The sequence below is a fragment of the Kosakonia sp. S57 genome, from assembly GCF_016516575.1.
Classification (GTDB): domain Bacteria; phylum Pseudomonadota; class Gammaproteobacteria; order Enterobacterales; family Enterobacteriaceae; genus Kosakonia; species Kosakonia cowanii.
Map to the genome: position 1 here is coordinate 1 of NZ_JACVUL010000009.1, position 23,129 is coordinate 23,129.

The following is a 23,129-nucleotide window of genomic DNA, read 5'->3' on the forward strand; positions in this document are numbered from 1 at the left end:
CCCCTCCCCCGCTGCGGCCCCCGCACACAGTATGTAGTGGCATTACCAGCTGGCATTAACGCTATATGTTGTGTTCTGGGCCGGTTCCGTGACCGGACGCGCAGGCGGGAAAAAGGGCGCTTTGCCCGGTCCCTGACCGTGGTAAACTTCCGGAAACCCGTCAATATGCAGAAAACCGGATCACACCGGAACGGTCATCCGGTAATTTACCGGTGTGGTTATGTGAATGCTTATTATCAGGTAGGGGATGATTGCTTCAGGGGAAAATCATCCGGCGTGACCTTCAGGTGCGTCAGTGCGTGATGGTTTTGAGGCGGGACTATTAACTTTGGAGTAAACGTTGAGTCACACTTTTGAGCAGGTCGTTTTTGGACTGCAGATCATTCATACCGACCTCTGGCTTTCGACCAGCTCCGGTCAGGATGAGCTGGCATTTTGTGACAAATGGAGGGGGGCGAAAATCTGTTCGACGGGAGGCAGGCTGCTCGCCATGCAGGTCGGGCATCCGGATGAATGGGAGTACACACTATTTTATGACCAACCTGATACGGGACTGATTATGGATGAGCCGGATGAGGACTCTCTCCTCACTGACAGATTACGCAAGGACATAAGATTCTGGATGGTGACTCAGGTTCATCCATATATTGATGAGAATGGGCAGTTTACCCGACCGGATGACGACGCATGCAGTTGTTACAGCAACTGACGGGATTTATCAATAAGGATCTATATGGCTGACGTCATATCTCATACAGAACAGGTCAAAGCCGCTGTACAGGGTGTATCAGCATGGATGCCGGTTATATCAGCCCTTGGAGGTGGTGTACTGGCTGGCGGAGTTGCTTTACTTGTAACCAGACTGAACCACAGTTACGCACGCGAACGTGAAGTCATGGCAACCGCGGAACGTGTGCGCCATGAGCAGCAACTGGCTGAGGACAAACGGCAAAAGGAGCTATTTTACATCACAACAGAGCTGGTATTTATGCTGGAACGGTATGCTGAGGCTTGTGCCCGTGTTGCGACTGATGACGGCAAGGATGATGATGCTCCCCAGCCTGAGAGAGAAGCTGTGATGGATTATCCAGAACTTAATCTAGCGGATGTCTCCGGTGACTGGCGTGCCCTGCAATTTCTCCATATGTACCGCATCCGTGAACTGCCGGTGCTCCAGAATGAGGCCTACAGGGCAATCTCATATGCCGCCGAAATCCCTGCTCCCCCTTTGCATGAGGATTATTTTCGGGAGAGGCAGTATCAGTTCACGCGTCTGGGCATCAAGGCCGTCATTCTCGCTTTCCGTTTGCGCCGGGCTACCGGTCTGCCCGAAACTCGTCTTACAGATCACGATGAATGGTCTGTGGTTTCCGTGTTTCGTAAAGTCTGGAAACGCGAAAGACCTCTACGTGCTGCTGAGGCTGCCCGCAACAGAGAGTGGAACCAACCGGTGATACCTCGACACTATGACGGAGGGCCAACGCCATGAGCGGCCTCATTTCTTATTCTCAGTCACAACCATCAGTGCCGCTGCCAGTGGCCATTGACTATCCGGCTGCACTGGCCCTGCGTCAGATGGTTCTTGTCCAAGACGAACTGCCGAAATATCTGCTGGCGCCGGAAGTCAGCGCCCTGCTTCATTACGTCCCGGATCTGCACCGCAGGATGCTGCTGTCGACATTATGGAATTCCGGTGCCCGCATAAACGAAGCGCTGGCCCTGACCCGCGCTGATTTTAACCTGGCGTCCCCCACCCCGTTTGTTCAGCTGGCCACACTGAAACAGCGCACGGAAAAAGCCGCCCGGACGGCAGGCCGTGCGCCGGCCGGCAGCACGAGTCACAGGATTGTCCCCCTGTCCGACAGCCACTACGTCAGCCAGCTGGAGATGATGGTGGCTACGCTGAAGATCCCGCTGGAGCGGAGAAATAAGCGCACCGGCAGAATGGAAAAGGCCCGTATATGGGAGATCACGGACAGGACAGTCCGGACCTGGCTGAATGAGGCGGTTGAGGCCGCAGCGGCAGACGGGGTGACCTTTTCCGTGCCGGTGACCCCGCACACGTTCCGGCACAGTTATGCCATGCACATGCTGTACGCCGGCATCCCCCTCAAGATCCTGCAGACCCTTATGGGGCACAAGTCTGTCAGTTCGACAGAGGTGTACACGAAAGTCTTTGCTCTGGATGTGGCCGCACGCCACCGCGTCCGGTTTGAAATGCCGAGTGAAGAGGCTGTCGCTTTACTCAAGGGGATTCACAGGGCTGACAGACGTTAACGGCTCCCTGCGGCAGGGCGATTTTCAGGGAGCTCTGAACTGTCAATGGGTATCAGGCTCCATCTTTTATATCCGGACAGGCTCTTCTATTGAATTATATCTTTCCGGGGTCGGCTCAAAGCAAAGTTCTATTACATTTCCTGCGCGAGAATATTTCATGCTGTAGTAGCCAGGCGCAAAGCTCAAGGTTTCTCCTTCGATGACATCAGATCCGTCTGGCTCCAGATCGCCTCCGGACGTGTCCTCGCCTGCCCCGATAAAAACGTTGCCTGACGGGAAGTGCAGATTCAGTGTACCTGCTTCACCTTCAACAGATTCCGACACCTTAACGATGTAGTCACCATCAACGCCCAACCCAAGAAAAGCGATGTTGCCCTTGTTCACTTCAAGGATCTCATTCTCATCAATGGTCCACCAGTCAGGTGAATCAGGAACTCTGTGCTTAACCGCATCAATGTCAAATACTGAAAGCGTTGCAGTGTCAGTGAAAACTGAGAATTCTTTTAACATACAGATCTCATTTAAATATTTACGAACTAATTATAATGGTCATGTACAACTGGCTCGCTCCTTACTGAGCAGCTCAATGTGTTAATCTCCAGTACATCAATCCTGTCAGCGACTTACTCACACAGAAAAGGAAACTGTTCTGTATGGCCATGAAACTTGTCCGTAAGAAATCACCTCGGGGTGGTCTCATCCGCTGGCTGGACAAGGACGAAGAAACCGCCCTAAAGAACTTGTCCGGACGGCGGATTTTTACCGGGCGTGATCAGTACGTGCTGGCAGAAAAGATCCTCCTGGAAATGCGGCAAAGGGAAGCCTGGCTGCAGTGTGACTGTGTGCCGGGCGATTCGCCGGCGATGAACAGCGCTAACCTGATGCAGGGTACTGGTACTCTTTTTCTGGCCGGATTTAACCATGAGCATGCGCCTGACTGCGCGATGTTCCGTCCGTTCAGTGGAGATACTGATGCTACATCTTCTGGAACCCGTAAAACAGCAGGCAGCAAGCGTATCAGTTACCGAAGTTTTTTGCCGCCTGACGACTCCGAAACCAGGATTAAGTCTCCGGGGCGTCTGGTCGCTCCGGCAGGTGAGCGTACTCGCCGGACTCGACGTTCGCGTATTGCGCGCCTGCTGCTTTCGCTGATAGAGGACGCAGGACTTAACCGTCTGACCACGCTACACCCCCTCCCTGTGACTGGAGTGATGGAATCCATTAATGCACTTCGGGCTGTCGCCGAAAATATCGAATTTATCCACGCTCGCAGACTCTCGGAGATTGTACGTTTTTCGCCAGCGATGAGTGAGAACGGCAAGGAAAAGCTAATGCAGGAACTGGAGCGTCCAGACACTCACTGGCCAGCAGGCAAAATGCGGATGTTCTTTCAGATTTTTATGTCCGATCAGGTAACCCGCGATGAAGTCTCGTTTTGTTGGCCGGGCGGAGAGCTGCAGTTTCGTCCGGAGCGCGGCGTAAGTATTAATGGCGAAGCGCAGGACGGTGCGCGCCCCCCCTACTGGGTCATTCTGGCCTTTCGCCGGGGGATGGATGGCAGGGTTATCTGCAGCGAAGGATATGCACATGCCTTATTCCGCCGTGGATGTCCGGTACCAGTCGACAGCGGACTTGAGCGCACTACCATCGAAAGCTTGGCTGAAGTTGCGGGCTGGCTTGCAAAAAAAACGGATGCGCCGGCTCTAAGTCTGGAAAAACCGCTTTTTGATCTCGAAGTGACCCTGAACGGCGAAAAAGGGTTTGTTCTGCCGGATTTCATAGTTACAGCCAGCAAGCCGGGCGGAAAACATCATACTGTGGTGATCGAAACGATGGGATATACCGACGATGATTACTGCGAGCGAAAGGCGGAACAGCACAAAGGCATGCGTGAGTTGGGTTTGCTGCAGACTGATCCTCCCCGCTGGCCACAGGAACTGGATAAAACTTTCTCGAGACATGTTTTTGGCATCTTCATGAATCTTATCGATTAAGGGGTCAAGCCTCCGGTTAACAGCGCGCAGACCACGGGTGCATAGAAATTAGTCTGCCAGGATACTAGCGCTATCCAAGTTCAGTAAAGTAATACCTTCATCCATGCTGCCCACCTCTTCTCCCTTATCTCGCGCAAAGGTCGATGCAGAACAACATCAGCATCACTACGTGCTCGCGTTCTCTTAATGCTTACCAGTGAGTAAATTCAGCGAAAGATAGGCTGCTCATTCCGATGCAAATGGAGGCATTTTGCTTGCATCTGGATGATTACCATCTTATTTCCTGCATTTGTCTTAATGAAAATATAAACTGTAGCAAGCATGTGCTTACTACAGTTTATGTCATAAGCTATGGCGAGTGAGATGAACCACAGGCCAAGAAGTATAAACTATAGCAAGTTACTATCTCGCTATAGTTTATGTTATTTAATAGATATCACTCCCTTCCCTAACGTCACCCACTCATTCATTAGCCACCGAGGTAAGCAAGCACTTACAAACATCGCAAAATAAGCTATAGGGAGCAGAGCTACTTCTGGTATGTTGATACATAAGCTATAGTGAGGATTATCACCTAATGATGAGTGAAATATAAACTATAGCGACTAAATAGCGGCCAGGATCGGCTGACCGAAGGACAGGGTTAGCAAAAGTACTCGCCAAATAATATGTATAAGCTGTAGTGAGCACTGACCTCGTTGGTACTCACTGGCGATGAGAATTGAATTGTGATTAATCGCTCTCGCTTATTCAATTACTTATTACGGAAGAGTTTTTCCAAGTCGTCCATGGTGATGCCAAGCTTTTCAAGGAGCTGGAGTTTTTCGGTAAGCTCTTGATCGGGAGGGCTTGCTGGACTGCCAGTCAGCTTAGGATTCTCTTCGCTAGCGTCTTTAGGTGCTTTGAGCTTGGGACGACGGTAATGTACGTTAAACAGCACGCTGCGTCCGCGCTGCATCTCGGTGTAATCAAGGTAACCAATCTCTTTGAGCTGCTCCATAGCCCGGCGAACGGTCTGATTTTGTGAGAATACTGGTGATTTCAGGCTTAATCTTGCTCTTAAGCGTGCCAGCGATATAGGGGCAGGATCTTTTGGCAGACTCTCTATAAAGGTATATAGCGCCTGAGCAGACTCGCGGCGCTTCAACGCGTTTATAGCCTTAAGCTGAAGAAGTACTTTTTTATCAAATTCATAGAGTTCGAATAACCGCGGATCCGCCTGCAGAACCACGATATCACGTTCGGTATCATAGAATGCAGATTGTACCAGATGAGTTATATACTCTTTGGTATGCTTTTCAGTGGTGCGGGAGAATGATATTACCGTGCCTGCTATACGCTTCAGTGAGGGGCTGATGCGCTCCCTGAGTTTGCGTGAGGACTGGCTCGATGGGATCCCACAGAGTTTGGCGAATTCAACGAATGATAGCTGAACCTTATCGCCTATCACTTTATGTTTGGCAAAGGAGTGGATAATACCCACCCAAGTTTTAAAGTCATTATCCATATCCAGCCTCGGACCTGTGATCTCGACTTTGTCGAAACCCTCCGCTTTGGCCAAGGACAAACGCGTCAGCTCTTCGGTCGCATCAGTTTTTGATAACGTATTCTTTTTACTATTTTTCAGTGACTTGAGTGTTGGGACGAAAACACCAAGTCGCATTAGCGCGACTGGCTGAACCGTATTATTAGAATTTGGAGTGAGGGTAATAAGTTCACCAGTAGACTTATCCATCTCTTCAAATAGGGTTTTAAGATCTTTATTTTCGTTTTCCAAGACGAGCTCCAGATCTGTGGATCGTTGAGCAACGAAATCTTTCTGATGTAATAAAACACATCGTAGCTCAATGAAAAATAGAGTGGTTTTTAGACAAAAGTTATACAGCCGCTTACCGCTGTTATCTGACTATAGCTTATATTGTTTACTGTCTACAGCATAGAGTTATCTCCTTGTAGTTTATATGATGCTTGTCATAGCTTATCTTCTTCTCTTTATAGCTTATGACAATCCCCTCCCAGCCCAGTACTGGCGCGGCTCTCAGCGATCGGGGATCTATTTGGATCTTATAGTGGATCTACTTAGGATCATTATTGTTTGGATCTACTCGGTGGATAAGTGGATAACGCCATAGAGTGACAGTATTTTTTTGGTCTTCTGTGGTCTTATCCAATGGTAAAACAGAGGATCTGCTTTTTGATCAAACTATGCTCAGCCTCAGATTATCTGCGCACAATTATCCGTGCTAACTATTTCACACTGCAACTAATTCAGGAACTCGATCACCAATAGCCTTACCTTATATAACTACGTTCTGTTTGACCGGTTTCAGGTCACTCTTCTAGGCCGCTTTTTTCTTTTAATCCTGAATGCTTGATCGAGCCAATCTGAAAACCTCGCTCACCAATCCCAATGAGAACAAACATCTGATCTTTACGCTAAAATTTTGGGTTATATGTTTACTTTGTTTCTTGTGTGTAGCATTCTTGATTAAATTCATTAATCCTGCATAAAGGGAACTTTTGATGAACAACTCATCACAGTTACTTAAAGTAGCGCAACGTTCTGAAAAAATGCTCATTGGTCTGACAGAACAGATTCGGGCTCAGAAAGAAGAATTGCAAGAAAATGTTTACTATCAAGTATATGCGAAAGCAGCATTGGCTAAACTGCCAAAGCTCACCAGAGCAAACGTGGATTACGCAGTAAATGAAATGGAAGAAAAAGGCTATGTCTTTGATAAACGACCAGCCGGGACATCCTCCAAATATGCAATGTCCATTCAGAACATTATCGATATTTATCACCACCGCGGAGTCCCGAAATACAGGGACAGGCATCAGGAAGCCTTTACCGTTTTTGTAGGAAATTTAAAAGGTGGGGTTTCAAAAACTGTATCTACCGTTTCTCTGGCACATGCCCTACGTACGCATCCTCATTTGCTCTTTGAAGATCTGCGGATTCTAGTTATTGATTTGGATCCCCAGTCATCTGCAACGATGTTTTTAAACCATACACAGGCTGTTGGCATAGTCGAAACTACCGCAGCGCAGGCAATGCTGCAGAATGTTACGCGAGAAGAACTACTTGATGAGTTTATCGTATCTTCTATTGTCCCGGGTGTGGATGTTCTCCCTGCTTCCATCGACGATGCGTTTATAGCATCAGCATGGACAGAACTATGTGCCCAACATCTACCTGCTCAGAACGAACATGCTGTCCTGAAAGAAAATCTAATAGCGAAGCTCAAGAACGATTACGATTTCATTTTCATCGATAGTGGACCCCATCTTGATGCCTTTTTGAAAAATGCTATTGCCGCAGCGGATTTACTTCTGACTCCGGTGCCACCTGCACAGGTAGATTTTCACTCGACACTGAAGTATTTGACCCGTCTACCTGAACTGGTGGATATCATCACTGAATCAGGTTATCCATGTCACCTTGTTGGCAACATTGGCTTCATGTCCAAGCTTTCTAATAAACCAGACCATAAATTGTGCCATAGCCTTGCTAAAGAAATTTTTGGGGGTGACATGCTGGATGTCGCCCTGCCCCGCTTGGACGGTTTCGAAAGATGTGGAGAGTCTTTTGATACTGTCATATCTGCTAATCCATCGACTTATATTGGCAGCAACGAAGCTCTGAGAAATGCCCGATTGGCAGCAGAAGATTTTGCAAAAGCTGTATTTGATCGTATTGAATTTATTCGAGCAAATTGAGGGATTTATGAGCACAAAAAGAGCAACCATTGGTCGGACCTTTAACCCGTCTGCAATGACTAATAACTTATCAGACAGTGCGCTTGAGCAAATTTTTACCCTTTCTACTGGACGGAAAGCAGTCTTCACTTTGCAAACCATTCCTGCAAATGAAGTAGAAGGCAAGACATACGTATTGCAGGAGACGAATGGCCGCGATCAATCTAGTCTGACACCTGAATCCCTGAAGGACATTACATCCACTCTTCGATTGCAGCAGTTCTTCCCGTGTATTGGTATTAAGCGTGAAGAAGGCATTGAGATAATCGATGGTTCCAGACGGCGAGCATCCGCTATCCTTTGCCATACCGCGTTAAATATCATGGTGACGAAGTCGCCTATATCTACCGATGAAGCGCGGAAACTGGCTAGAGATATCCAGACTGCCAAAGAGCACAATATCCGTGAGATCGGGTTACGTCTTTTAACGCTTAAAAACACGGGCGTGAGCCAGAAAGATATTGCCAGGTTGGAAGGATTGTCGGAAGCAAAAGTTACGCGCGCTATTCAGGCTGCATCTGTATCAGCCCAGTTAGTTTCGATATTCCCGGTTCAGTCGGAACTAGGATTTACAGATTACAAGGCGTTAGGTGCGCTGGAAGAAATGCTCAAGGCTAAAGACCTTTCTATTGAGGCCTTGCTCGAAACAACTGCACCGGAAATTAATATCATCCTGGCTGATGCCTCGCTTGCTGAAGACGAAGTTAAAAACAGGATTATCAAGATCCTGACCCGTGAAACCGCAGCTATGGCTTCTCTTAAAGGCAAAGACAAAGCGGTTGTAACGAACCTGTGGTCTTTCCCGGACAAAGACCGATTTGCCAGAAAGCGTAATAAAGGGCGCATGTTTGTTTACGAATTCAATCGATTATCGAAAGAACTGCAGGACGAGATCGATGAAGCTGTAGCGAAAGCTCTTCAAAAACATCTTCCTAATGATGCTTAAAGGTGATTCTTCGCCAGTGAAATTATATAGTTAATTGTCTGATTTAAAATGTTTTTTCTTCATAATTTCACTCTGAAATCGCCACAATTTCATGATATCTTTCCCAAACCGAGCCCGGATTTTCCGGGCTTGCCAAACCATTCAAACCCGAAATAAAGCCTGCCCAGTTGTTCCTGGTTTTCAGTTTTAGTTTTCATTATTAGCGGATACTCAGGCGAAGCTTCTCGCCATCAGCGTCCACAGAATGGTAACGGAACAAGCTGCAGCTGACATGCAACGCAGAACATAGCTTCCGCTTTATGGTCTCATAATGTGCCTGTAACACGGGGACTCTTTATTCACGCAGTCGTGCCAGCATGTACTCTTTTTTACTGTAGGTCATGAAACATAGCCTTGTCGAGGCTCAACTCGGCCGCCAGTTTTCCGGCCGCAGACTTTCGTCTTACAGCTGACGTATATGCTTCAGCTCTGCGGCAAAAGTACCTTCCTATTTCTTGCGTCACTAAGAGAATATGGCGTGCGAAATCCCCTGCTTACGAAAGAAATACGACGCCCGGTTGCCCAGTTCAGCCTGCTGTGGGTGAAGATAATTTGCTCTTCGATGAATCGTATTTTTTCATCGCCACAACTTCTATTCAGTGAAATATGGATAATGTTGAAATCTTTTTCTGAACGGGACAGGATTTTGGGGCAGAGTCAATCAGGTGAGAATGCAGTATGGGAAAAACTGAAGAAGTAGAAGAATTATATATCTGGTGACAATAGAACTTAACGCTGAGTGGGAATACATGAGATTAACCGCTTGCTTAAACCCTACTGCCGCGCCCGGAATCCTCCGGGCTTGCCCAACCCGTCACACCCGGACTGAAAAGCCTGTCCGGCTGTACCGGGTTACCGGTTGTGAGCTGTGCGGTTAATCAGACCGGAGCTTCGCACGGCGTCCTGCCGTGCTTGTGTGAGCAGGGTGCCGGAACCACCTGGCTTATCCAATCCGGGCCAGGGGGATCTCTTTCCAGCGTGTCGTGTAGGCAGGACTGAGCATTTCCCGTTTCATTTTCCACTGCGGGGCGATGCCGCGGCCGGCAAACCAGACCTGACCGGGGCCGGAACGGTTGATCCCGTCCAGAACGTTCATCAGCTCCTGGCTGTGGGGGCGGGGTTGCTGCTCATCAAACAGGTTCAGCTGGGCCACGCCGGTGGTAAAGTCATTCAGCATGACGCCGGCTTTGGCATACCGGTGGCCATCGCGCCAGATACGCGCCAGCCCGCGCATGGCGGCCGCAATGATATCGCGGGTGTCCTGGGTGGACGTCACCAGCTTTTCAGCCGCCACGTTGCCGTAGTAAGGCTCAGAAGCGGCATAGGGCGAAGTCTTGATAAAGACAGAAATATGCCGGCAGTACTGGCGCTCACCGCGCAGTTTCTCGGCTGCGCGCTCAGCATACTGGCAGACGGCCTGCCGCATGTCTTCCAGGGTGACAATTCTCTCCCCGAATGAGCGGGAGCAGACAATCTGCTGCTTCGCCGGCGGCGCTTCCTCAAGAGGAATACAGGATTCGCCGTTGAGTTCCCGCACGGTGCGCTCAAGCACCACACTGAAATTCTTCCGGATAAAGGCCGGGTTTGTGCGGGCCAGCTGCAGGGCCGTGGTGATCCCCATTGTGTTCAGGGTGCGCGCAATTCGGTTGCCGACGCCCCAGAGCTCCTGGACAGGCTGCAGGGCGAGCAGTTTTTCCGTCCGGGCGGGGTTGCCCGGTGTCAGGGCCAGCACGCCCCGGAAGGCGGGCCACTCCTTGGAGGCCCACTGCGCGGATTTGGCCAGCGTTTTGGTCGGCCCCATCCCGACGCCGATGGTGAGCCGGGTACAGGCCTGAACGTGCGCGCGCAGCTGCGCCCCGAAATTTTCATAGCTGACGGCCGTTTCCAGCCCCCGTAGATCGAGAAAGCTCTCGTCGATGGAGTACTGCTCAACGCGGGGTGCCATCTCCTCGAGGCAGGACATGACCCGGTTACTCATACTCGCGTAAAGCTCGTAGTTACTTGAAAAAACGTGAATCTTCTCAGTAAAAGCCTGTTGGCGGATTTTGAACCAGGCATCGCCCATTTTTATACCCAGGTGTTTTGCTTCCGGGGAACGGGCGATACAGCATCCGTCGTTATTGGAGAGCACCACCACCGGGCAGCCCATCAGGTCGGGGCGAAAGACCTTCTCGCAGGAGGCATAAAATGAGTTGACGTCAGCTAGTCCAAACACTTCATCACCTCGCGGGTGCGGTGGATGATATGGGTGACCACGCCGAAAATCTGCAGCTCATCCGGATCAGGGAATATTGGCGGGAACGCGGGGTTCATGGGCTGCAGACACAGTCTTGGCCGTGTCTGCAGCCGCTTTACGGTAAATTCGCTCCCCATACCGGCCACCACGATATCGCCGTGCTCCGGCTTCATGGCGCTGTCGACAACCAGCAGGTCCCCGTTAAAGAGGAAACCGTCCCGCATGCTGTCGCCGTGGGCGCGCAGGTAGTAGGTCGCGCTGCGGTGCCGTATGCAGTACTCATTGAGATCCAGCTCCTGCTCCACATAGTCCTGGGCGGGAGACGGAAAACCACAGGGCACCATCTCCAGAAACAGCGGCAGAGCCAGGGCCTGCGCGCTTCCGGTCGGGGTCAGCATTATCAGATCCATAACGCCATTCCTTGTTATAAATATACTGTATTTATAAACAGTATATTTACCGGTTTACGAAATGCGCAAGGTGAATTGCCCTCCGGCGCGCCAGCGTGCTGTTAAACGGACAAAAATAAATCACATGGATAATAAAGAGCACATTAATATACTCAATATGAGTATTTATTATTGCATTTTTATATGTGGTAATTATGATGCTCTCAAACTGAGCACACTAAAGGATGCAAAAAATGAATATCTACTGTGATGACGGTTCCACCAACGTTAAACTGGCCTGGTTTGATGATGAGGGACTGAAGACGCACCTGTCTGCCAACTCATTCCGTCATGGCTGGAAAGTGGCCGATTTTGGCGCAAACGCGTTCAACTACCAGATTGGTACCCTGAAATATACCTGGGACAGCGTCAGCCGTGACGTCATGCCGACCACCAATGTGGAATACCAGTATGGCGATCTTAACCTGCTGGCTGTTCACCATGCACTGCTGAACAGCGGCCTGGCGCCCCAGGACGTGACGGTGACAGTAACCCTCCCGCTGAGTGAATATTACGATCAGGACTGCCAGAAGAACGAAACCAACATCCGCCGTAAGCGTGAGAACCTGCTGCGCGACATTACGGTGAACAAGCGGGAACGCTTTGTCATCACCGACGTCATTGTCATGCCTGAATCCCTGCCGGCGGCCTACACCCGGTTGTCGGAGCTGAAGCCCGGCGTATCCGAGACCACGCTTATCATCGATCTGGGAGGCACCACACTGGATGCCGGCGTGATTGTGGGGCAGTTTGATGATATCAGCGCCGTGCAGGGTAACCCTTCAGTCGGGGTGTCGATGGTCACGCGGGCGGCACAGGCAGCGCTGCGCGCAGCAGACAGTGAAACCAGCCCCCTGGTGGCGGACAGTGTGGTCCGTCACCGGAAAGATCGTGCATTTCTGAACCGCATCATTAATGATGGGAGCAGGATTGATTATGTTACTGACAAAATTGAAGAAGCTATCGACACCCTGAGTGCCAAAGTGGTCAGCGAACTGGCCGGCTACCGGAATGTGAACCGCATTTTCCTGGTCGGCGGCGGGGCTGAACTGATTGAGCCTGCTGTACGCCGGGCATGGCCACTGGCCGCTGAGCGTATTGAAGTGATCAGCGATCCGCAAATGGCGCTCGCAAGGGAGATAGCCCGTTATCAACGTGAGGGCTGACCGTGCCTGCAGGCAAATACTCCTTTTATCTCCACACTGACGACCGCACTGACATGCTGGCCGCCGGCACGCTGGAAACCATATCACAGCCGCTGCGGGGGGATTTTCTCCGCACGGCCGCCGCCGCCGGCAGCGTGCTGTATCACGCCGATAATCGTCTTCCCGCTCTGGTGACAGAGCTTTTTGACGGAAGGCTGCGCTATGGTCAGCTGGCCAGCCTGCTGGCGGCGTTATCGGGGGAGTATCAGACCGGTGCAGCACCGGAGCCGGAGGGGCTGCCTGCCGTGACGAGATCGCCGGCTGACTGTAGCGGTAATGCTGCCCGCAGACGTTTCACGCTTCAGTTGACGGATTCTCAGGAATCCCGGCGCGTTGCTGACCTGCTGGAAGGCACCACCTCCCGGCAGCGTGGCGTGCTGCTGCGTAACCTGATCATTGCCGGTTTCGCCCTGCACACGCTTGATGCCCGCCTCCCGCGCCTGCTGACCAGTATGCCGGTTCCGCCGGACAGCATTCCTGCGCTCCGGGCGCTCACCGGGCAGATTGCCGGTGTGACCGCGCCCGCTCAGCACACTCGTTCAGAGCCTGTGCAGTCTGCCGGCAGGGCGGACGTCAGCGATGCGCAGCCGGCAGCACCGGCGTCAGCTGTCCGTGACAATATGAAAAAACTCTTTTAGACAGGTGACATGATGGGACGTATTAAACAGAAAGCGGAAGGCGTGATGACGGACCTGCTGCGTCGCGCGGGTGTTCCGGAACAGCAGCTGCATGCCCGGATGCGTAAAACCGGCCGGGGTTTTCTGCTGGCCAGTATCCTCTTCATCATTCCGCTGGTTGCGCTGGATAATGTGCCGGTCGCCGCAAAGGTGGGGCTGCAGATTATCTATGGCCTGATGGTCATCGCGGGCGTCCTGCTGGCGTTTGACGAAGAAAAGCCGCCCCGTCGGTGATAAAATCCCTGTTCCCCTGAACCCGCTCCGGCGGGTTTTTTTATGCGCTTACACGGACCTGCGGCCCGGTCGCTTCACTGTGCCGGCTGCACCGTCACGCCCTGCGTGACGGGGCTGCGCCATCTTCCTCCTCCCCGGCGTGATGTCTCCCGGTTCTTCTTCCCCGCACAGGACGCTGCCATACAGCCGTCCCCCGCAAGGGCCGCTTCGCTGAACACCGGCACCCGGTCCCTGCGCAGGCTCCGGGCTGCGGCTTTGGTGTTCCCCCTGCGTGCTCCTCAGGCTGTATGGGGTCCTGATGATGCGGCGAAGGAACTCGGAAAGACATCACAGATAACCACAGGGGAGCACCAACATGTCACAGCAGAACGTCAACACCGCAGCAAAAGAATCTGAAAACACATCCGGTTTAAAAACCGCACAGCTGTCCATCTTTGATGTGCCCGGCATCGCTGTAACCGGCGGGCCGGTAGCGGACCGCAGAAAGCAACCGGCACTGTCAGCGGAAGGGGCCGGAAAGGCGTTTATCCGCGTCTTCCGGCATACCGCGCCTTACCACAACCGGTGGACCGTGTTCAGGGATTTTATCACGCTGGCCGCCAGCGAACTCGACATGGCCCGGATAAGCACGCCGGAAAACACTGAGAACAGTCGCCGGATTTGCGAACAGTACCGGCCGGAGGACACCGGCAACCTGAAACAGCTGTTCTGCCTCCTGGTTGAGGCGCTTGAGGGGGAGTTTCATGACTTTCTGGGCGGCGTGTTCATGGAGCTCGGGCTGGGGAGCGGCGAAATGGGGCAGTTCTTTACGCCGTATCCGCTGGCCCGCCTGATAACAAGCCTGACCGCAGGGGATGAGCAACAGCAGCAACTGAAGACCTGCCCCTGGACAACCCTGAGCGAACCCACCAGTGGGGCAGGGGGGATGGTGATTGCCTTTGCGGAGGTGATGCTGCAGAGAGGCCTGAATCCTGCAGAGCAGCTGCTCGTCACCGCGACGGATATCGATCCGCTTGCGGCCGACATGACATTTATCCAGCTCAGCCTGCTGGGGATACCGGCCATTGTGAATACCGGCAACTCACTGGCACTGACGGTGAACCGCACGCGTTGTACACCGGTGTGGTACATCAATAACTGGGAGGCCCGGATAAAGCTGCATGAACGTGTTCAGGCCATGCGCGCTTTTCTTTCCTGAATGCTCACAGCGGGCACTGCCCGCTGATTTGTCAGTTACGAGCGAGAAGCGGACTCTGGTTTGGGATACATTAATGGGGTTTATTTTAACTGTATCCGCACAATCGCCTGAAGTTCTGAATAGTTGCCCTGGAAAGACTTGCTGCCGTATCGACGATGACAAAGCTGTAAGGATTTTCATTTATCAGAGGACTCAGATCGGTACATGCAATAAGAAGCGCCTCTACCTGATGAGTTTCTACTTCTGCCAACAAACTCTGCCACTCTGCCTGAACATCGGGATCGTGAAAGCCTTTTGTTTTAACTCGTCCAATTAGTAACGTGGTCATTTCACGAAGCCGCGGTGTATCTATTATCTTTCTGCCAGAGGCTTTTATTCGTGCCTGATAGAAACCTGCTTCAAGCGTGGGTTCTGTAGCCAGTACCGCGATTTTGGTTACTTCTGTCGGCAGCGACTCGAGGGCACTGTCTGCAATATGCAAAAGTGGAATACCGCAGCTTGCCGCTTTCATTTCATTGAAATAACAATGCGCAAGGTTACAGGGAACAGTTATAAGGCTCACTTTAGCTTTGACAAGTTCGTCTATACCCTGCTGCAGGGCGACGATCATCGCATCATCATTAATTTTCTCACCGGGCCAAAAAGGTGTTGGCAACGAAATGATATGCATTTTGGGAAAATCCAGATCATATTTTGCGCCATAGCCAATCTGGCAGTCTGTCACCAGCATATCAATAAAGGGGGCGGTCGAGCGGGGGCCCATACCTGCAAGTACACCTAGAGAAACAGTCATCGCCAGAGGCTCCTTTTTTACTGATACTCTTTTTCAGATGGAAAAATTATCACTTAATTACCAGCATAATTAAAGAGTTGCATTTTCTGCATCTCTTTATTAGGAGCCACTTACAACAGGGTGTGTGCGATGTCCCCGATTAATTTATGTTTGGTCATGTATGCAAGGTCTCCTTCCGGCACAGAGCTGGCATGTCACCATTGCGAGGTCCGCCATGAGCGAAAAGCGGACAAAGTTTATGAAAAAATAACAGCAACCTTCCCTTAGTTATCACGATGCTGATTATTCAATGAATCGTACTCAGGCCGATCAGGAGATAAAGAGCCAGCATCCCTATAATCGTGCAGATAACGATGCGCCGCTCAGAGCGTTCTGTTCCGGACATTTCAGGCACCTTTGATATCCAGCCTGGCGGACATCAGCATCAGCTGCTCCAGCGTTGTCGTTGCACCGCCGCAGACAATCACCAGAATATTACTGAACGAGTCCAGAACGGCTTTTCCCTCATAAACGCATGCCAGCGCAGCTCCGCAGGCAGGCTCCGTCACTACTCTGTGATCGTCAGCAAACTGAAGGCAGGCCCTGATGGCACTGTCGTCCGTTACCCTTTCACTTACCACGGGCCGGGAGAGAGCATACTCAACAGCTTTATTGCAAACCCGCTTGGCGCCCAGTGAGGTTGCAACCGTGCTGATAGTCTCTATCTCCACGGACTGACCAGCATTAGCAGCGGCATGAAATGAAGCGGCGCCTTCCGTTTCCACGGCGATTACAGGCACGTCACCCAGGCCGTTTCGCTCAAGACCTTTCATAACGCCGCACATCAGACCACCTCCGCCGACAGATAAAACAACGGCATCGGGACGTACTCCCGCAGCAACCACCTCATCAATCATAGTTGCATGACCCTTCCACAGAAGAGGATCGTCGAAAGGATGGATGAAAGCATCTGTATCTCCCACCATCGTACAGGCGAGCTGATTGGCCTCCTGCCATGAGCTGCCATGAACAATGACTTTGGCCTGCTCAAGGCGCAGCAAATCTATTGCGCGCTTTGAGGTGGTTTCCGGCACGACCACTGTGACGGGAATTCCAAGCATGCGGCCTGCATAGGCAACAGCCAGCCCGGCATTCCCCCCGGACGAGGAGATAAAACTGCGCGCCCCTTGTTGATAGTACTCCTGGCACGCAAGGCCTACTCCCCGAATTTTGAACGAGCCAGAGGGCTGCAGCGCATCCATTTTAAGCCAGATGTTACGCCCGGCTGTCTGGCTCAGAGGCCGGGAGTTAATCAGTGGGGTATTAATATGTAATTGCATGTTGTCCTGCCCGTAGGTTAGTAACGTTCGTCATCGCGATGCGGCTTTCCCGCGAGCGCCTGAACCTCAATTTCAACGTCCAGATCAAATGCCAGTCTGCAACTGACAACAGAACGGGACGGAAATCCGTTTTTAAACCACTTCGCGTAGGCACGATTGAATTCAGCAAAATGTTTCATATCTGAAAGCCATACGGTGACTTTAAATATGTTGTTAAAGTCCGAACTCATCCCTTCAAGCGTCTGCGATATGTTGCCAAGAACAGTGTCAGTCTGGGAGGCTACATCGCCGTATACAGGCTCGGCCTGTGCCGTCATTGAAACCTGGCCCGACAGATACAGTATGCCGTTTACCTCCGTAGCGGTGGCAAAAGGAAACGGAAGGGTACTGCTGTAACGTCTCATTGCTTCGTTCATTAATTTTTTATCCTTATCCTGCCTGCACGGCAGCAGAGTCACATAATTTATCAACAGAAAGTTGAATTATCAACATTGTGTTTAATTAATGATATGCTCATGTGTAAAGGGAAGTAAGAGGCTGGAAAGGCGACTGAGTCAGGTCCTTTTGTTAAGACCTCAGCTATCTGTTTATATATCCACCCCATCTTTAACCAGAGTTCTCATATGTCAGAAAAACATGCAAAAAACAGACTTATCAGTGAACTGAGCGCTGTTATGGAGGCGCTTTCTTCTGTAACCGGACAGCATATGGAAGTTGTGCTGCACGATCTGGAACGCCCTGATGCATCAGTTCTCAGGATCATTAACGGTCATGTTTCCGGCAGGCAGGTCGGCAGCTCTCTTATTGAAGGCCCTGAAAATGATATGGGGTTTACAGGCCTTCTCGGGCAGGAAACCTCCCCGGAGGAAACCGATCCCGCCGTATTTACCAACTACCGTACGGTCAGTCCGCAGGGCAAACCGCTGTGCAGCTCGACGGTGCTCTTCAGGGACGAGAGCGGAAAGGCCACTCTGTCCCTGTGCTTTAATGCCGACTACAGCGAGGTGGACGCAGCACGTGAAACGCTGTCCCGCCTGATGCCGTCACAGGCAGCTGCAGCCGAAAGTGGCGAATCGGGACTTGAAGCAAAAATGCATGAAATTATCCGCGCCTGCATTCCGCCTTCCGGGCAGTTACGGGTTGGCACAACAAAAAAAGACAAAGTAGAGATCGTCCGGCTGATGCAGGAAAAAGGGTTGTTTATAGTGCGTGGCGGTGTGGAAATGGCTGCCAGAACACTCGGCGTAACCCGGTACACTGTTTACAACTACCTCGATGAAATAAAAAAGACCCCGCAGCCCTGAAGGCCACTCCTGGTTTAGATACAGCGAAACCAATTTTTCTTAACGGAATCCACCGAGAGTCTGATGAAAAACACAGAATTACTTGTTATTGGCTTTATGACGTTTGCTCTTTTTGTTGGCGCAGGCAATATTATTTTTCCGCCGTATATCGGACTGCAGGCGGGTGAAAATTTATGGTCTGCCGCCGGCGGTTTTCTGGCTACGGGCGTAGGGCTTCCTGTACTTGCACTTGTTGCCATGGCCCGTAACAACGGATCTCTGGCGGAACTCACCCGGCCTGCGGGTAAAACGCTGGGGCTGCTGCTTACCGTCATCTGTTATCTTGCACTGGGGCCGCTGTTCGGTACGCCGCGCACGGCCACGGTATCATATGAAATAGGCATACACCCTGTTACATCCGGCCGGTTCCCCTTGAGCGCCTTCAGCGCCCTGTTTTTCCTGACCGTTATTCTCTGCTCACTGAACCCGCTGCGGCTAGTTGAGATTGTAGGTAAATTTTTGTCCCCGGTGAAAGTCATCGCGCTGGGACTGCTCGGGCTGTATGCATTTCTGAAGCCCGGGGGAGATGAGGTTGTCACCTCTGCGGACTACCTTACTGAGCCGTTCTCGCGGGGGCTGATTAATGGCTACCTGACTATGGATACGCTGGCGGCTCTGGTGTTCAGCCTTATTGTGGTGAACGCTATCCGGGGGCGCGGCGTCAGCGAGCACGCTGAAATAACAAAATATACTGTTGCTGCTGCGCTGATTGCCGGCGCAGGACTGGTTTACGTTTATATCAGCCTGTTTTATCTGGGGGTGTTCAGCCATGCGCTGGCGCATGCTGCGGCTAACGGTGCCGAGGTGCTTCAGGCGTATATCAGTGCAACGTTCGGATACCAGGGCGGCATTGTACTGGCCTTCATTATTACGATTGCATGTCTCGTAACGGCAATTGGCCTGACCAGCGCATGCGCCGCTTTCTTCAGCAGCCTGACAGGGCTTTCTTACAGGATGAACGTTGTCGTTCTGGCCGTGGTGTCAGCTATCTTTTCTAATATGGGTCTGACGGAAATTATCCGCTTCTCGCTGCCGGCGCTGACGTCCATCTATCCGCCATTTATTGTTCTGGTTCTTGCCGGTGCGCTTTTGCCGGTTAACGGGCGCCCGTCCGTTATTTTCCTGCCAACCATCGTAACTGCCCTGGCATTTGGCATTATTCAGAGCGTTGTACCCGCCGCGTCGATGCCGGCGTTTATTAAGGTTATTCCTCTTTATGAACAGGAAATGGTCTGGCTTCTGCCTGCCTGTAGCGTATTTCTGATAATGACAGTAATCAGCAAATCAGCAGTGAGGCTGTTCAGGCAACAGCCTGACTAGCGGCTGCGTCACGCTCGGCTTGAGATGAATGCTGACGACCACGTTAAGCGCTGGGGCACGATTAAACTCCTCATGTTCATGGGGAAAAGTTAATTTTAAAAAGGATTTCTATGTACAGGGGCATCATTCTTTCAGTAACGGCTTCCTGCCTTTTTGCCGCGCAATACGATCTTGCGGCGCTGGTTCCGGATATGAGCGGAGGGACGGTATTTGGCTGGCGAACAATGATCGCATTTCCTTTTGTGACGGTATTTTTGGTCGCCAGCGGTGAATGGAACGCGGTCAGTGAGATTATCGATCGCATCAAAAACAAGTCTCTCCTGCTGCCCGGCCTTATTCTGAGCAGCCTGCTGATGATAATGTAGCAGTGGCTGTTTATCTGGGCCCCCCTGAACGGTCACGGACTGAACATTTCCCTGGGCTATTTTCTTCTTCCTCTGGTTATGCTGACCGCCGGCTGTCTGCTCTATGGAGAGAGCCTCTCTGCGGTAAAGAAGCTGGCCGCGCTGTCAGCGTATGTCTTATATCACTGCAAGCAGGCATCTCTCTTTCAGCCTGTTTGGCCTGATGGGGTATGTTGAACCTGTACTTCTGGTCATCGTTTCCCTTCTGCTGGGAGAAAGTATAAAGGCGGAAGAGTGGCTTAAGTATGTGCCTGTCTGGGCCGCAGTTGAATTACTGATATGTGATGGCTTCCTCGTGTTAATCAGAAACAAAGCGGAGCAAAGGCGCGATCGCTAAAGATAGCAGCCTGGCTTTGATACATCAGCCGGCTAAAGCAGAGTACGTCCGCTTATGGCACAAAGCGGACTTTCAATACCTGGCTTCCCCTGACAAAGCAACCACACCGTGCCTTCACGCTGGCCCGGCCGCTGCGTCCTGAAGGGTACACTTCGTCCTCATCCTTGTATGTTCAGGGTGACAGTGAGAAGCGTATACACTCATTGTGTTTTACCTGATGTTGTAGCACGTTCGTCGTCCTGGGATATGAGCCCGAGGGTGAGCATCATTGCGCAACATCAGTCTCAGTATTAGCCCGAACAATTGCCCGGGTGTGCAAACAGCCCGTATCTGCAAGGCAGGGAGAACTGAACATGAGTGATAAAACCACTGTCGGAATAGACGTAGCCAAAAACACCCTGGAAGTGTTTATCGACACTACCGGGCAGTTACTGCATCTGGAAAATTCAGCGGCGGGAGTTCTTGAATTGCATGAAGCACTCAGCGGGCTTGCTGTCGCTGGAATTATCATGGAAGCAACAGGCCGGTATCACTGTACTGCTGAATTAATGCTGAGTGCATCGGGTCTGCCAGTCGCGGTAATTAATCCTCGTCAGATAAAGAACTTTGCCAGAGCCATGGGCAGGGTGGCAAAGAGTGACCCCATCGACGCGAGAATCATCTGCGAGTATGGTCGTCGCATGACACCTTAATTCAGACCGGCAAAAAGCGAGCATCAACAGCATTTAGCCATACTGCTGATGCGCCGGCGTCAGCTGGTTCAGAGTCGGGTTATGGAAACCAACCGCCTCAGGGAACGATGTGGCATTTACATCGAGCAGGGGATCAAGCGGCACATTAAATGGCTTGATGCTGAGATTGATATACTGGATGCCGAGATTAAGCAACGGCTACGCCAGGATGATACTCTGGCGGCGAAACGTAAGTTGCTCGATAAAGTAAAAGGTATAGGACCAGTAACGCAGGCCACTCTTTTGATACAACTCCCGGAACTGGGCTCGCTTACGCGCCGACAGGTGTCAGCTCTGGTTGGTGTTTGTCCTTATGACAGGGACAGCGGACAACTCAGGGGGAAGAGGGCGATCTGGGGAGGAAGGTCTGGTCTGCGCGCGACGCTTTATATGGCCATGCTTTCAGCAGTTCGTTTCAACCCTCAAATCAGGGCATTTTATGATGGATTACTTGCGAGAGGAAAACCGAAAAAAGTGGCTCTGACGGCCTGTATAAGGAAATTTGTCACCATACTCAATGCGATGTTTCGTGATCAAAAAGACTGGGTTTATGAGGGCGCGGGCAGTCTGGGTTCTTAGTCTTGAAAACTTTCATCCTTGCCTGACCCTGAACGATTTCAGCAGACGCTTCCCGGACAGTCGCTGTGTGTCATGAACGAACGATCATGACAACGCTGATTAAATCACAAAAGAACACATACGGCATGGTACTGGAAACAAGGATATGTATATATTAACAGCACTTGTTCCAGGAAAGGTAAGTTAGATGAATAGCTCAGTCGAAGGGATATGTCTGGATGTATGCACAAATCCGGGGGCAGAACAATTGCTGCCTATTGAGGAGGGACTTAATCATTTTAACGACTTAATAACAGGTATAAGCGATCGGCAGCCATTATCTGTATTGATAAAATCAGGCGACACCGGTGAAGTGCTGGGAGGTATGCAAGGACGTTCCTCTTTAGGCCTGCTTTTTATCGACCTTTTCTATCTGCCACCAGAGTTGCGGAAAAGAGGGCTTGGTACAGATATCCTTTTTCGCTTTGAGGAAGAAGGGAGAAAAAGAGGCTGTACTGCAGCATTTTTGTACACGATAAGCTTCCAAGCCCCTGAGTTCTACAAAAAACACGGCTGGAAAGAGTTCGGACGTATTGAGTGCAAACCAGAAGGTACTAGCCGGATATTTATGAGTAAGACCTTATAGAAAAGATCTGCTTTTCGTCCCGGCAGACTTCGGGAATCTACAGAAGGTCCGCTTTGTGCCAGAAGCGGACTTTCCTCTTTTGTTGAACAAAGATGTTGAAACGAAATCGTTTCATGATAAATCTATAAATATAATAAGACGAAAAGGAAGAGCAGATGAAAATCAGACTTGCAGTACCTGAAGAGGCAGCGGAATGCTGGAATATAAGGAATCTTTCTATCCGAGAAGGATGTAAGCCAAGTTACTGTGCCAGGGTGCTTGAGGCCTGGACGCCTGAAGCTATGCCTGAACATTACAGGGAGGTTATTACGGAAAATCCTTTTTTTGTTGTCGAGCTGCCTGATGCAGGAATAGTGGCAACGGGGTATCTGGATATTACCGAGGGTAGCGTGGAAGCTATTTTTACATTGCCGGATTATTTTGGTAAAGGTTTTGCCAGCCTGATTATTGAAACGATTAAAGATGAGGCGATTAAAAGAGGGCTGAAACAGTTAACCTTGATCTCAACACCAAACGCGCAAACTTTCTACGAAAAGCATGGCTTTATGTTTATCAAGGAAACTACATCCCCATCAAGGCTTGCCCAAACAGATCTGCGTTGCATGGATATGTCCATCGCATTATCAGCCTAAGTTTTTTGCTCTCGGCAGGAGAGCTCACCAAC

The 23,129-nt window shown here is 51.0% G+C and carries 23 protein-coding genes and 1 pseudogene; 17 read left to right on the forward strand and 7 right to left on the reverse strand.

What is annotated here, in order from left to right:
- The first annotated feature begins 340 nt into the window (after nucleotides 1-340).
- The 3 genes from IAE48_RS10425 to IAE48_RS10435 are packed head-to-tail and all read left to right on the forward strand — an operon-like array spanning nucleotide 341 to nucleotide 2,277.
- The gene (locus IAE48_RS10425; RefSeq protein ID WP_200134280.1) at nucleotides 341-709 is read left to right on the forward strand and encodes a hypothetical protein; all 369 of its coding nucleotides are present in this window, start codon (nucleotides 341-343) and stop codon (nucleotides 707-709) included.
- 24 nt (nucleotides 710-733) lie between these two features.
- Nucleotides 734-1,489: a hypothetical protein gene (locus IAE48_RS10430; RefSeq protein ID WP_200134281.1), complete on the forward strand. Its 756-nt coding sequence runs from the start codon at nucleotides 734-736 to the stop codon at nucleotides 1,487-1,489.
- A complete protein-coding gene (locus IAE48_RS10435; protein ID WP_200134282.1) occupies nucleotides 1,486-2,277 on the forward strand; it encodes a site-specific integrase in 792 nt (263 codons plus the stop codon). Before IAE48_RS10430 ends, IAE48_RS10435 begins: the two co-directional genes overlap by 4 nt.
- Before the next feature lie 66 nt (nucleotides 2,278-2,343).
- Here IAE48_RS10435 and IAE48_RS10440 read toward each other — a convergent pair whose 3' ends face one another.
- On the reverse strand, nucleotides 2,344-2,787 hold the full coding sequence (locus IAE48_RS10440; protein ID WP_200134283.1) for a DUF6386 family protein: 444 nt from the start codon (nucleotides 2,785-2,787) through the stop codon (nucleotides 2,344-2,346).
- 143 nt (nucleotides 2,788-2,930) lie between these two features.
- Here IAE48_RS10440 and IAE48_RS10445 point away from each other — a divergent pair, with 143 nt between their 5' ends.
- Nucleotides 2,931-4,271, forward strand: a complete 1,341-nt coding sequence (locus IAE48_RS10445; RefSeq protein ID WP_200134284.1) for a hypothetical protein — start codon at nucleotides 2,931-2,933, stop codon at nucleotides 4,269-4,271.
- 754 nt (nucleotides 4,272-5,025) lie between these two features.
- Here IAE48_RS10445 and IAE48_RS10450 read toward each other — a convergent pair.
- On the reverse strand, nucleotides 5,026-6,006 hold the full coding sequence (locus IAE48_RS10450; protein ID WP_042716117.1) for a RepB family plasmid replication initiator protein: 981 nt from the start codon (nucleotides 6,004-6,006) through the stop codon (nucleotides 5,026-5,028).
- 788 nt (nucleotides 6,007-6,794) lie between these two features.
- Between IAE48_RS10450 and IAE48_RS10455 the strand changes: the two genes are divergently transcribed.
- Entirely contained in the window at nucleotides 6,795-7,991 is a 1,197-nt protein-coding gene (locus tag IAE48_RS10455) for an AAA family ATPase (protein ID WP_369811801.1), read from the forward strand.
- Between the two features lie 7 nt (nucleotides 7,992-7,998).
- Complete coding sequence (locus IAE48_RS10460; protein ID WP_200134448.1) at nucleotides 7,999-8,976, forward strand: ParB family protein; 978 nt, start codon at nucleotides 7,999-8,001, stop codon at nucleotides 8,974-8,976.
- Between the two features lie 982 nt (nucleotides 8,977-9,958).
- Here IAE48_RS10460 and umuC read toward each other — a convergent pair.
- Together umuC and umuD are read right to left on the reverse strand one after the other, a co-directional pair.
- On the reverse strand, nucleotides 9,959-11,230 hold the full coding sequence (gene umuC, locus IAE48_RS10465; protein ID WP_200134285.1) for a translesion error-prone DNA polymerase V subunit UmuC: 1,272 nt from the start codon (nucleotides 11,228-11,230) through the stop codon (nucleotides 9,959-9,961).
- A complete protein-coding gene (gene umuD, locus IAE48_RS10470; RefSeq protein WP_200134286.1) occupies nucleotides 11,218-11,661 on the reverse strand; it encodes a translesion error-prone DNA polymerase V autoproteolytic subunit in 444 nt (147 codons plus the stop codon). Before umuD ends, umuC begins: the two co-directional genes overlap by 13 nt.
- Before the next feature lie 233 nt (nucleotides 11,662-11,894).
- Here umuD and parM point away from each other — a divergent pair, with 233 nt between their 5' ends.
- From parM to IAE48_RS10490, 4 genes are all read left to right on the forward strand, one after another.
- On the forward strand, nucleotides 11,895-12,866 hold the full coding sequence (gene parM / locus IAE48_RS10475) for a plasmid segregation protein ParM domain-containing protein (RefSeq protein WP_200134287.1): 972 nt from the start codon (nucleotides 11,895-11,897) through the stop codon (nucleotides 12,864-12,866).
- A 2-nt stretch (nucleotides 12,867-12,868) separates the two neighbouring features.
- On the forward strand, nucleotides 12,869-13,543 hold the full coding sequence (locus IAE48_RS10480) for a plasmid partitioning/stability family protein (RefSeq protein ID WP_200134288.1): 675 nt from the start codon (nucleotides 12,869-12,871) through the stop codon (nucleotides 13,541-13,543).
- A 9-nt stretch (nucleotides 13,544-13,552) separates the two neighbouring features.
- Nucleotides 13,553-13,816 (forward strand): hypothetical protein, encoded by a 264-nt coding sequence (locus IAE48_RS10485; protein WP_233631536.1) that lies wholly within the window; start codon nucleotides 13,553-13,555, stop codon nucleotides 13,814-13,816.
- 355 nt (nucleotides 13,817-14,171) lie between these two features.
- Nucleotides 14,172-15,014 (forward strand): SAM-dependent DNA methyltransferase, encoded by an 843-nt coding sequence (locus tag IAE48_RS10490; RefSeq protein ID WP_233631537.1) that lies wholly within the window; start codon nucleotides 14,172-14,174, stop codon nucleotides 15,012-15,014.
- A gap of 85 nt (nucleotides 15,015-15,099) precedes the next feature.
- Here IAE48_RS10490 and IAE48_RS10495 read toward each other — a convergent pair whose 3' ends face one another.
- The 3 genes from IAE48_RS10495 to IAE48_RS10505 form a co-directional block, all read right to left on the reverse strand.
- Nucleotides 15,100-15,807 (reverse strand): aspartate/glutamate racemase family protein, encoded by a 708-nt coding sequence (locus tag IAE48_RS10495; protein WP_200134289.1) that lies wholly within the window; start codon nucleotides 15,805-15,807, stop codon nucleotides 15,100-15,102.
- A gap of 386 nt (nucleotides 15,808-16,193) precedes the next feature.
- Nucleotides 16,194-17,126, reverse strand: a complete 933-nt coding sequence (locus tag IAE48_RS10500) for a pyridoxal-phosphate dependent enzyme (protein WP_200134290.1) — start codon at nucleotides 17,124-17,126, stop codon at nucleotides 16,194-16,196.
- 17 nt (nucleotides 17,127-17,143) lie between these two features.
- Nucleotides 17,144-17,542: a RidA family protein gene (locus IAE48_RS10505; protein ID WP_233631538.1), complete on the reverse strand. Its 399-nt coding sequence runs from the start codon at nucleotides 17,540-17,542 to the stop codon at nucleotides 17,144-17,146.
- Between the two features lie 207 nt (nucleotides 17,543-17,749).
- On the opposite strand from IAE48_RS10505, the gene IAE48_RS10510 reads away from it, so the two are divergent.
- From IAE48_RS10510 to IAE48_RS10535, 7 genes and pseudogenes are all read left to right on the forward strand, one after another.
- Nucleotides 17,750-18,430, forward strand: a complete 681-nt coding sequence (locus IAE48_RS10510; protein WP_200134291.1) for a transcriptional regulator — start codon at nucleotides 17,750-17,752, stop codon at nucleotides 18,428-18,430.
- 63 nt (nucleotides 18,431-18,493) lie between these two features.
- Nucleotides 18,494-19,789 carry a branched-chain amino acid transport system II carrier protein gene (brnQ, locus tag IAE48_RS10515; RefSeq protein WP_200134292.1) on the forward strand — a complete coding sequence of 432 codons (1,296 nt, stop codon included), beginning with the start codon at nucleotides 18,494-18,496 and terminating at the stop codon, nucleotides 19,787-19,789.
- Nucleotides 19,790-19,899: 110 nt separating this feature from the next.
- Nucleotides 19,900-20,154: a hypothetical protein gene (locus tag IAE48_RS24080; protein WP_233631539.1), complete on the forward strand. Its 255-nt coding sequence runs from the start codon at nucleotides 19,900-19,902 to the stop codon at nucleotides 20,152-20,154.
- Between the two features lie 151 nt (nucleotides 20,155-20,305).
- The gene (locus tag IAE48_RS24085) at nucleotides 20,306-20,530 is read left to right on the forward strand and encodes a hypothetical protein (RefSeq protein WP_233631540.1); all 225 of its coding nucleotides are present in this window, start codon (nucleotides 20,306-20,308) and stop codon (nucleotides 20,528-20,530) included.
- A 353-nt stretch (nucleotides 20,531-20,883) separates the two neighbouring features.
- Nucleotides 20,884-21,840, forward strand: a pseudogene (locus IAE48_RS10525) (IS110 family transposase).
- 187 nt (nucleotides 21,841-22,027) lie between these two features.
- Nucleotides 22,028-22,465: a GNAT family N-acetyltransferase gene (locus IAE48_RS10530; RefSeq protein WP_200134293.1), complete on the forward strand. Its 438-nt coding sequence runs from the start codon at nucleotides 22,028-22,030 to the stop codon at nucleotides 22,463-22,465.
- Nucleotides 22,466-22,620: 155 nt separating this feature from the next.
- A complete protein-coding gene (locus tag IAE48_RS10535) occupies nucleotides 22,621-23,097 on the forward strand; it encodes a GNAT family N-acetyltransferase (RefSeq protein ID WP_200134294.1) in 477 nt (158 codons plus the stop codon).
- The last annotated feature ends 32 nt before the right edge of the window (nucleotides 23,098-23,129 follow it).

Bases quoted from the DNA above. Each gene is read 5' to 3' on its own strand.
- IAE48_RS10430 (WP_200134281.1), top strand. From the start codon at position 734: ATGGCTGACGTCATATCTCATACAGAACAGGTCAAAGCCGCTGTACAG.
- IAE48_RS10435 (WP_200134282.1), top strand. From the start codon at position 1,486: ATGAGCGGCCTCATTTCTTATTCTCAGTCACAACCATCAGTGCCGCTG.
- IAE48_RS10440 (WP_200134283.1), bottom strand. From the start codon at position 2,787: ATGTTAAAAGAATTCTCAGTTTTCACTGACACTGCAACGCTTTCAGTA.
- IAE48_RS10445 (WP_200134284.1), top strand. From the start codon at position 2,931: ATGGCCATGAAACTTGTCCGTAAGAAATCACCTCGGGGTGGTCTCATC.
- IAE48_RS10450 (WP_042716117.1), bottom strand. From the start codon at position 6,006: ATGGATAAGTCTACTGGTGAACTTATTACCCTCACTCCAAATTCTAAT.
- IAE48_RS10455 (WP_369811801.1), top strand. From the start codon at position 6,795: ATGAACAACTCATCACAGTTACTTAAAGTAGCGCAACGTTCTGAAAAA.
- IAE48_RS10460 (WP_200134448.1), top strand. From the start codon at position 7,999: ATGAGCACAAAAAGAGCAACCATTGGTCGGACCTTTAACCCGTCTGCA.
- umuD (WP_200134286.1), bottom strand. From the start codon at position 11,661: ATGGATCTGATAATGCTGACCCCGACCGGAAGCGCGCAGGCCCTGGCT.
- parM (WP_200134287.1), top strand. From the start codon at position 11,895: ATGAATATCTACTGTGATGACGGTTCCACCAACGTTAAACTGGCCTGG.
- IAE48_RS10485 (WP_233631536.1), top strand. From the start codon at position 13,553: ATGATGGGACGTATTAAACAGAAAGCGGAAGGCGTGATGACGGACCTG.
- IAE48_RS10490 (WP_233631537.1), top strand. From the start codon at position 14,172: ATGTCACAGCAGAACGTCAACACCGCAGCAAAAGAATCTGAAAACACA.
- IAE48_RS10495 (WP_200134289.1), bottom strand. From the start codon at position 15,807: ATGACTGTTTCTCTAGGTGTACTTGCAGGTATGGGCCCCCGCTCGACC.
- IAE48_RS10500 (WP_200134290.1), bottom strand. From the start codon at position 17,126: ATGCAATTACATATTAATACCCCACTGATTAACTCCCGGCCTCTGAGC.
- IAE48_RS10505 (WP_233631538.1), bottom strand. From the start codon at position 17,542: ATGAACGAAGCAATGAGACGTTACAGCAGTACCCTTCCGTTTCCTTTT.
- IAE48_RS10510 (WP_200134291.1), top strand. From the start codon at position 17,750: ATGTCAGAAAAACATGCAAAAAACAGACTTATCAGTGAACTGAGCGCT.
- brnQ (WP_200134292.1), top strand. From the start codon at position 18,494: ATGAAAAACACAGAATTACTTGTTATTGGCTTTATGACGTTTGCTCTT.
- IAE48_RS24080 (WP_233631539.1), top strand. From the start codon at position 19,900: ATGTACAGGGGCATCATTCTTTCAGTAACGGCTTCCTGCCTTTTTGCC.
- IAE48_RS24085 (WP_233631540.1), top strand. From the start codon at position 20,306: ATGTCTTATATCACTGCAAGCAGGCATCTCTCTTTCAGCCTGTTTGGC.
- IAE48_RS10530 (WP_200134293.1), top strand. From the start codon at position 22,028: ATGAATAGCTCAGTCGAAGGGATATGTCTGGATGTATGCACAAATCCG.
- IAE48_RS10535 (WP_200134294.1), top strand. From the start codon at position 22,621: ATGAAAATCAGACTTGCAGTACCTGAAGAGGCAGCGGAATGCTGGAAT.